Raw genomic sequence first — 7,916 nt, forward strand, 5'->3', positions numbered from 1 at the left:
GACAATTTTGGCAAATGCTCAAACGGGGCTAGTTTTTCTTAACAAACTCAGACTTCAACTTCATCGGCCCAAAGCCGTCGATTTTGCAGTCAATATTGTGATCGCCTTCCACCAGACGAATGCTTTTTACCCGGGTGCCGATCTTCAGCGGTGTTGAGCTGCCTTTCACCTTCAGATCTTTAATCACCGTCACGCTGTCGCCATCGGCCAACAGGTTGCCGTTGGCGTCTTTCACCACCAGAACGTCCTCCGCTGAAGTTTCAGCACCTTCAGACCAGACGTGCCCACACTCGGGGCAGTTAAAGAGTACGCCATCTTGCCAGGTATATTCAGACTGACATTTCGGGCATGGAGGAAGAGTTTGCATAAAAGGCCTCGAATTAATCCATAAATAAACAGGGGGCATTTTAGCCTGGTGACGCCCGTAAGCCTAACGTTAAGCGGCCTGAGTTATCGGAGAGGGATGAATTTTCTGTGAAACAATTGACAGCAACTGACATCGTTCATTATAAGGAACAAAGCCGGGCGTTATAAAGAACGCCGGGTTCACCTCAGGAGAAAACGTTGTGGAAAATCCGATGTTGCTGTCGAGTGAAATACGCCAGTCAGTGTCACTGAGCCTTGCAAGGGTTCGTAAATCACGGGGGCTTTCGCTGTCAGGGCTGGCGGAAACCAGCGGCATTGGTAAAGCAACCCTTTCCGGCATTGAGGCGGGGCGCGGCAATCCCACCATTGAAACAGTCTGGCGGCTGGCGCATGCTCTCGGCGTTCCGTTTGGCGAACTGATCTCTCAGGAGCAGGATCAGTCAGTAGAATCCAGCTCCACCGGCGTCAGCGTCCGGTTAATCAATAAACAGTCTTCTCCTTTTGTCATTGAAACCTACGTGATGGATATGGCCCCTCATACCAAACGGATCGCTGAAGCTCACATGCCAGGAGTGGAGGAGAACGTGGTGGTGTTAAAGGGTCGGGCTCTGACCGGACCCCAGTCGGAACCCGTCTTCCTGACTGCAGGCAAAAGCTGCAGCTTTGCTGGTGACACTCCTCATCTTTATCAGAGCCTGGATGAACAGACCTCGATGATGGTCAGCGTGATCTACCCGACGCTGGCAGAGGCGGCCCCTGGGGAACACGATATCTATCGCGAATGGCCTGAAAGCGAAGATGACTGGTCTGGCTTACAGCAGCAGTTCAGGCGTCTGGCGCTGGAAAGCCGCCAGGGAGTCAATGCCGTGCGGCTCAGCTTCACGGACTGCGAGGATACCCAGAGTGCAGAGGAACAGCTTCAGCAGAGGCTGCTGCCGGAAGCACCAGGGATGCAGACCTTTTATGTTTACGATCAGGGACCCAGGCTGATTTGTCTCTCACGCGAAGGAAGCCATGAGCGGCTGGATGAAACGCCCGTGGAAAATCCGCGGTTACAGCAGGCTCTGGAGCTGAGTAATCTGGCGATTTCACCCTGGCGTCAGCTGGATGAAGCCAGCCATTCCCGGCTGCACATGCTGGCGCAATCTGACAGCATCTGCCTGTCGAGTCTGGCGGCAGAGATCCTGACCCGCAATGGATCACCTTGTGTACCGTTGCGTGCCGCTCCACGATATGAAGTGACGCCGGTAGTCCAGCGAGAAAGCGATAACGTACTGTTTGAGGACCGGATCGATGTGGATGGTTATGCAGCCTGGGAGCTGGTCCATCCGGCCTATGCGAAGCAGTCAGTGGCGATTGCGCAGCAGTTAATTCAACACCTTTCACCCGCAGCCACACGAATTATTGATATTGGCACCGGACCCGGACTGCCGCTGAAAATGCTGCTGGAGCTGCTGCCGGAACTGCAGGTCACCACCGTGGATCCCAGCGAGACGGCCTTTAACCACCTGACAAAACTGTTCAGGCATTCGCCGAACGTTCATCCCTGCAAGGCCAGTATTACCGACCTGACTGCGCCTGAAAAGCCGTTCGATGCCGCTATCTCAGTTGGCGCTTCCCATCATCTGGATACGCTGGCGTTTTTAAGTTCTACCCGTGAGCAGCTGACAAGTGGCGGCATTTTTGTTGTTTCCGATGAAATGATCGGTCCGTTCTCCACCATCAGGCAGCGCAAAATCGGTCTGATGCAGCATCATCTGCAATACATAGCAGATACCCTGGTGCCGATGTCACTGACCGGCCTCTCGCTGGATGAACATCGCCTGGTACATATGCTGCGACAGGACGTGCCGCAGGCGTTGTTTGAAGCACGAGTGGGCGATGAAGGCCGTGCCGAGTACCGCTGCCGTCGGTTACTGGAGAGCCTGCACGCGCTGACATTGCCAGAGCAGCCAGCCGATCCGCTGCAGGTCTTCTATCGTTTCCATATTCTGGAACTGGAGGCGCTGGTGGCCGGGCTGGATTATGAGGTTGAGCAGAAAACTTCGCCGGACTGCTTCAGCGATCTGGCGCGCGCGGCGGGGTTCTCCGTTCAGCATCATCGTCGTTTATATGCCACCTGTGGACGAACTGACAGGGATGCGGGAACGCATTTGTTTGTATTACAAGCGTTGTGAGTGAGATGGAAAAAACGGTTAAACAGGCGCTGCTTGCCTCGTTACCCATTGTGACCGGATACCTGCCTATCGCGTTTGCGTTTGGTATGGCTGGGGTGGTGAACGGGCTGCCGGGGTCTCTGGTAGTGGCTATGTCAGTGTTGATTTTCGCCGGAGGCAGCCAGTTCGTGCTGCTGGCCGCGATGCATGCCGGGACGGCCTGGTATCTGGTTCTGGGGCTGTGCGCACTGATGGATGTTCGCCATCTTCTCTATGGTGCGGTGATGGTAAGGCAACTGCCAGCGGGATTACGCAAACAGCTGATGGCGGCTTTCACATTGACGGATGAAGTGTTCGCCACAGCGCTGATCAGAATGCCGGAGGTGATGATGGCCTCCCGCAGTAGCTGGCTCAGCTGGCTGGGCATATTCAGCTATCTCTCATGGGTATTCGGCACCATTTTGGGGGCGATTGCCGGGGTTCAGCTCAGCAAAGCCATTCCGCTGCTGGCAGAGGCGATGCCGTTTGCTCTGCCCGCGCTGTTTGTGGTGCTGGTGCAGGAGAGCTTCAGTCCACGACACCGGATGCCGGTGATTGTGTCGATAGTCGTGGCAGGCGTGCTGTATCTGCAGGGACTGACGGCGCTGGCATTGATGGCGGGAGCGCTCTGTGGATGTTGCGCGGTGTTTGTAAGGGGGAAGCTGAATGACTATGCCTTATGACCAGGCGTGGCTGACCGTGGTCGCAATGGGAGTCGTCACCTGGCTGTTACGCTCACTGCCTTTTATGCTTAATAAACAAGGCAGAACTGATGACAAGGCGGAGCAGGGATCTCCGGTGTTCTCTGCGCTGGGCCCATCGTTGCTGTCTGCCATTATGATCGTCACCCTGATCCCTGGCATTCAGCAGGCAATGGCCGCCGGTTACGGCAGGGCGCTGTGTTACGGAGCAGGGATTTTAATGACGCTGGGCGCGCTCCGCGTGACGCGAAATCCTGGTGTGGCAGTGATAGTCGGTGTGGCGATTTATGCCGCAGGCCTGTGGTTCCTTACCACCTAGCTGCGGCCGGAGCAGTTTGCTGAAAAACGTAAAAACCTGGGGAGCAGAGAGAATGAATCAAAGCCAACAGATGTCCCGTATCGAGCCTGGCGCTACCTGTTTCAGTGAGGCCAGTAATATGTTGTGTCAGGGAGACTATGACCGCATCCGACTTGACTGGGAAGTCACCACCGATGAGTTCTTTCATCTGGTCTGGAACTGTGGGGATGTTCAGACAAAGGTTGTCCGGGAAAAAGACCGCTTTTACGTTGTAACTGGCCAGTGAGCTGACGAATAAAAGCCCGCGCAATGCGGGCTTTTAAAGGATGCTCATTTCAGTGTTCCGTACTAAATCTCTTATTCGATATTCTGAATCTGTGTTTTATAAACCCATTAACTTGATGATATTATTTGGTTTTATTTTTTTATATTAAGTTTGGTACGGATCTTGGTACGTAGAAGGAGACGCAACTGAACGGTGTAGTGTGTGCAAGATAAATCCTGCCAATGCAAAGAGAAACAAACAACAGTCTCCCTAGCAATGAAGCTGTTACGCCGCCAGCCCGAGGGCTGTAAATCCATCCAGTTGCGCTCCTTTTTTATACTACATATTCAATAAACACTAAGCAACTCTTTCTTCTCAAGAAAGAGACGTAAATTTAAGTTGTCCCATTGTACAAACCAGTAGTTCTGGGTAAGTTGTTCCCATCCATCTTGTAATTGTTGTTTGTTGGGCTCTTTACCAAAATGCAACTTTAATAATTCTTTAACTAATTTCTTTCTCTTAGCTTCAACCACGAACGGACAATTAATGTAGTCAAGAAAAAGATAACATTTAAGTGAGTTTGATTTTATATCTGTAATGTTATTGAGTGTTTTTGTTACGGCACTTATTATTTTATCCCTGATGCTGTTATAATGTGTGTCATTCCCCATGTAGTACAAAAGTGTAATTATCTCAAAGTAACTATAGTCGCCTTTGTTTTCTGTCGAGAATATTCCAGATATTACGGTTCTGCTCAATCTATACTCTTCACCAAGTTGTTTTATACTGATTAGTAAGTTAAGGCTCTCAAGGCTTATTCTTTTTATCTTTTTGTCTTTCTCTAAGTCAATATATCTTTCGAAATAACTATGGGATAAATTATAAATCAACCCTTTAATAAGTTCTCCGTCACCGGTATTATCTTCTTTGTATATGCTACATATTATATCAGTTAGTATGCATATTTTTACCGATGAAGTATGCCCGGGAGATATAAAAAATAAATGTAATATAATCTCAACGGCTACAGTGAAAAAATCGTTAATTGAGTTTCTATTTTTATTGTAGTAATCATCAATGTTTTTAATCTTCCTATCTATGTTAATAGCAATATTAGTTAAAGCTGAAATAGTATAGCCTGCGGCTAAGTTGTAATTATCTTTATCATCCACAAATATTGATTTTATTTTACTTAAGTACGAGATGATGGTTTTATCTCTGCTGTAAATGCGTTTTAATTGGTTAGGTTGATTCGCATCTATAAATTTGCTGGTCAAGGAATTTAATATTTCATTTAACTCATTTATTGTGTTTGTTTTAGCTGTGGCAAATGGTCTTGAAGAGATGGAAACCTTTTGCGTATTTATAGATAGCTTGTATTCTTTTATAATCTCATCAATGGTGGACTTTATATCTTGGTTTATAGATTCACTTAATGAGAATATAAATATGTCATCAACATAGCGTCTAATAGTATAGTGTATATCATTTTCATACCCTAAAGATGAAAGAGTGTTCTCGATTTCCCTGTCTATTTCTTGAAATATAACCTCGGCGAATACTCTACTAACTTCTGGTCCAATTATTATGCCTGCAGTTTCATTATAATTTATTGATTGCATTAAACGATCAAATAAAGTACCAAAAGAATTTTTCACTTTCCGGTTGTTTTTAGAATATTCTTTATTTTTCACTGCCCAGGTAATGCTGTGTGTGTATATGCTATCAAAGCATTTTGCTATATCTATACTGCAAAATAGTTCATATCTTTTCTCAAGATGGAGAAACTCTTTTGAATTAAAGAATTTATGTAGCCGTGTGTATCTGTTGTAGGAGAAGTAAGATGCTAAATGTTTATATATTTTTTCGTCACTTTCACTTTGCACCTCTTTCTTAGTAAATTCCCTGTCAAGCATACTATTATTTCTGAGGAAATATTTTGATGAAACTTTAGATGGAGATCGAAGGCTAAAATTGCTTTTTTTACAAGACGAGACAATAATGTTAGAAAATTTTTCGTAAAATTCCACTATACTAACTTGGCTTCTTGGGTGAATAAGAGAAAGAGTCCGCGAAGAGTCAATATCTTTCTTAATCTTATAGCTTAATGGGATTGTATGGTCTTCATTAATATTTTTTGAAAATAGGAAGTGAAGAATGAATTTTTCTTCAGATTTATTATAATAATGCATATTGTTGTAGAAGCCAATATTAGAAAATATTGCAGGAACTTCATAAGGAGAAGTTTCAGTTAATAGTGCTCGTAAATAATCCTTTTTCTTTACCAGTTTTGATTTCATTTTCATTTCCAACACTCTTTTATTGTTTTTAGTCTGGAATAATTAAATGTATGATAGCGAATTGTATCAAATCCTCTTTTAAATGTAAGTCTTGCAATCTTTCTTTTTTGTTTTAGGCTCAGATGTTTAGTTATTCTTTTAGAAAAAATCTCATCTTTAGAGAATATTATACGCCTTAGAAAATTGTCAAGCTTGCTCAGGGCGCAATTTCCATCTACATTTTTATGTTGGTAATTATAGTAGATTCCGGTGTGTATTTTTAGTCCGGTGACTGGGTCTTTGATTGGATAGTTTCCTGTTAGGAGTTTTAATCGGTCATGCAATAAATCAAAATCTCTGATCGTATGCGTACTATGTAGGTAGGCAATAAAAGACTTAACTATCTTTTGCTTTAGGCGCTCTATTTTTTTATCAGAAAGGTCGATCTCAATTTTTCTATTTCTATTGTTAAATACAATGTCGCTCTCATGATATTTATTGCTGATTTTAAATTTGTAGCCTAAAAAACTAAACTCCTTCATTTCATTAGTGTTGCCGTCAACACTGGCTCGGCCTATTGATTCGTATGTCAACTTTTCTCCAGTGTGTAATTCTAAATTTTTTGGAAGTTTGCTTTTGAAATTTTCATAAATAAATTGTCTGGTTAGTTCTGGTCCATGATGGATTATGACAATATCATCAACAAATCTAGAGTAGAAAAAAACATCATTTCTTTTCTTATAAAAAGCATCAAGCTCTTGTAAACATAGTTCTGCTAGTGTTGAACTTAGACTAACCCCTCTTGGGAAACCATCAATACCAACGCTGTTTATTGCTTTTCTATACTCATAAAGAAGATTTAAATTAAACCTTGAAATCTTTCCATCACTAGATATTTTATTCAGTAAGTCATCTGTACTTATACTTTCAAAAAACTGTTTAATATCAAGTCTTATTATATTATACGGACTGCCGTCTTTTAAATGTACAATCAAGTCTCTAATGATTTGATGTCTGTTTAGTTTTTTTATTTTATAAGCTTTTATTATGTTTTTTTCTAAGACCTTAGCTATTAGTTTATCTTCAAAGGAGCTAAATTTAACCCCTCTTTTATTAGCTATGGAAATTTGTTGAATTCCATTGTTAAGAAATAATTTGTTTTTTACTTTTTTATAGGCATTTTCAGCTGCCATTAGCCTTGTCGAATAATCTAAAAGGGTCTTGTTATCAATAAGATCTTTGTATGAAACACAATCTAAGAGGTTTTGTGGAGTAAAAGAAAGTTGATTCATTTAATTCTCTTCCTTTTAAAATACTGATAAGAAACTAATTTAGCTCGTTGCCTTTGATACCATCCAGCATCGAATCTCAATGTAAGCATCTGTTATCTTGAAGGCAATGATTTATTAAGACTACCAAAAATGCAAATTTACTATGTGAGCTAACGTGCGCGCAATGCTATCCCCGCCACGCCTGCCCGCTTTATGCATCGCTTTTCATGCAACTGCATGTAGCCGCTCCGGCCTTACCAGTACTGGCTCTGATAGTGCTTTTAAGCTGCAGTTTTTGCATGCAAATCCATGCAGCTCTTGCATGCATCACTATTTATACCCGTCACCGTGCAGAAAATCTTTAGCTTTACGCAAAAAATCCCCGCCGGGTGGCAGGGATTCGCGAAATTTATGATCAATGTCGAAAAGAGGAACCGTATCGCCCCAGCGTCTGCCGTTCCCTCACTGTTAGTACCGATGTAAAAATGCCCCACATGCCAATGTAAAACTGACCCACCATGGGTAAAACTGGCAGTTTTAA

At 43.8% G+C, this 7,916-nt stretch carries 8 protein-coding genes; 4 read left to right on the top strand and 4 right to left on the bottom strand.

The features are described from left to right. Positions 1-28: 28 nt before the first annotated feature. A complete protein-coding gene (locus AC3Y5R_RS22460; RefSeq protein WP_489923177.1) occupies positions 29-367 on the bottom strand; it encodes a zinc ribbon domain-containing protein YjdM in 339 nt (112 codons plus the stop codon). A gap of 199 nt (positions 368-566) precedes the next feature. Here AC3Y5R_RS22460 and AC3Y5R_RS22465 point away from each other — a divergent pair, with 199 nt between their 5' ends. From AC3Y5R_RS22465 to AC3Y5R_RS22480, 4 genes are read left to right on the top strand one after another with little or no spacing between them, the layout of a single operon-like run. Then, the gene (locus AC3Y5R_RS22465) at positions 567-2,543 is read left to right on the top strand and encodes a helix-turn-helix domain-containing protein (protein WP_489923178.1); all 1,977 of its coding nucleotides are present in this window, start codon (positions 567-569) and stop codon (positions 2,541-2,543) included. 5 nt (positions 2,544-2,548) lie between these two features. Next, positions 2,549-3,244, top strand: coding sequence for an AzlC family ABC transporter permease (locus tag AC3Y5R_RS22470; RefSeq protein WP_489923179.1), 696 nt, complete (start codon positions 2,549-2,551; stop codon positions 3,242-3,244). Next, a complete protein-coding gene (locus AC3Y5R_RS22475; RefSeq protein ID WP_489923180.1) occupies positions 3,228-3,581 on the top strand; it encodes an AzlD domain-containing protein in 354 nt (117 codons plus the stop codon). Before AC3Y5R_RS22470 ends, AC3Y5R_RS22475 begins: the two co-directional genes overlap by 17 nt. Before the next feature lie 52 nt (positions 3,582-3,633). Next, complete coding sequence (locus AC3Y5R_RS22480; protein ID WP_158782294.1) at positions 3,634-3,846, top strand: hypothetical protein; 213 nt, start codon at positions 3,634-3,636, stop codon at positions 3,844-3,846. A gap of 326 nt (positions 3,847-4,172) precedes the next feature. On the opposite strand, the gene drt3b is transcribed toward AC3Y5R_RS22480, so the two are convergent. The 3 genes from drt3b to AC3Y5R_RS22495 all read right to left on the bottom strand — a co-directional run. Then, positions 4,173-6,125 carry an antiviral reverse transcriptase Drt3b gene (drt3b, locus tag AC3Y5R_RS22485; protein ID WP_489923181.1) on the bottom strand — a complete coding sequence of 651 codons (1,953 nt, stop codon included), beginning with the start codon at positions 6,123-6,125 and terminating at the stop codon, positions 4,173-4,175. A gap of 2 nt (positions 6,126-6,127) precedes the next feature. Continuing rightward, positions 6,128-7,396, bottom strand: coding sequence for an antiviral reverse transcriptase Drt3a (drt3a, locus tag AC3Y5R_RS22490; RefSeq protein ID WP_489923182.1), 1,269 nt, complete (start codon positions 7,394-7,396; stop codon positions 6,128-6,130). 260 nt (positions 7,397-7,656) lie between these two features. Beyond that, positions 7,657-7,916, bottom strand: a 260-nt coding sequence (locus AC3Y5R_RS22495) for a hypothetical protein (protein WP_489923183.1), incomplete at its 5' end; no start/stop codon positions are given.

The organism is Erwinia sp. 009765445 (genome assembly GCF_058137865.1).

What these genes read in the sequence shown, in the direction of transcription:
- AC3Y5R_RS22475 (WP_489923180.1), top strand. Translation starts at nt 3,228, where the DNA reads ATGACTATGCCTTATGACCAGGCGTGGCTGACCGTGGTCGCAATGGGA.
- AC3Y5R_RS22470 (WP_489923179.1), top strand. Translation starts at nt 2,549, where the DNA reads ATGGAAAAAACGGTTAAACAGGCGCTGCTTGCCTCGTTACCCATTGTG.
- AC3Y5R_RS22480 (WP_158782294.1), top strand. Translation starts at nt 3,634, where the DNA reads ATGAATCAAAGCCAACAGATGTCCCGTATCGAGCCTGGCGCTACCTGT.
- drt3a (WP_489923182.1), bottom strand. Translation starts at nt 7,396, where the DNA reads ATGAATCAACTTTCTTTTACTCCACAAAACCTCTTAGATTGTGTTTCA.
- AC3Y5R_RS22460 (WP_489923177.1), bottom strand. Translation starts at nt 367, where the DNA reads ATGCAAACTCTTCCTCCATGCCCGAAATGTCAGTCTGAATATACCTGG.
- drt3b (WP_489923181.1), bottom strand. Translation starts at nt 6,125, where the DNA reads ATGAAATCAAAACTGGTAAAGAAAAAGGATTATTTACGAGCACTATTA.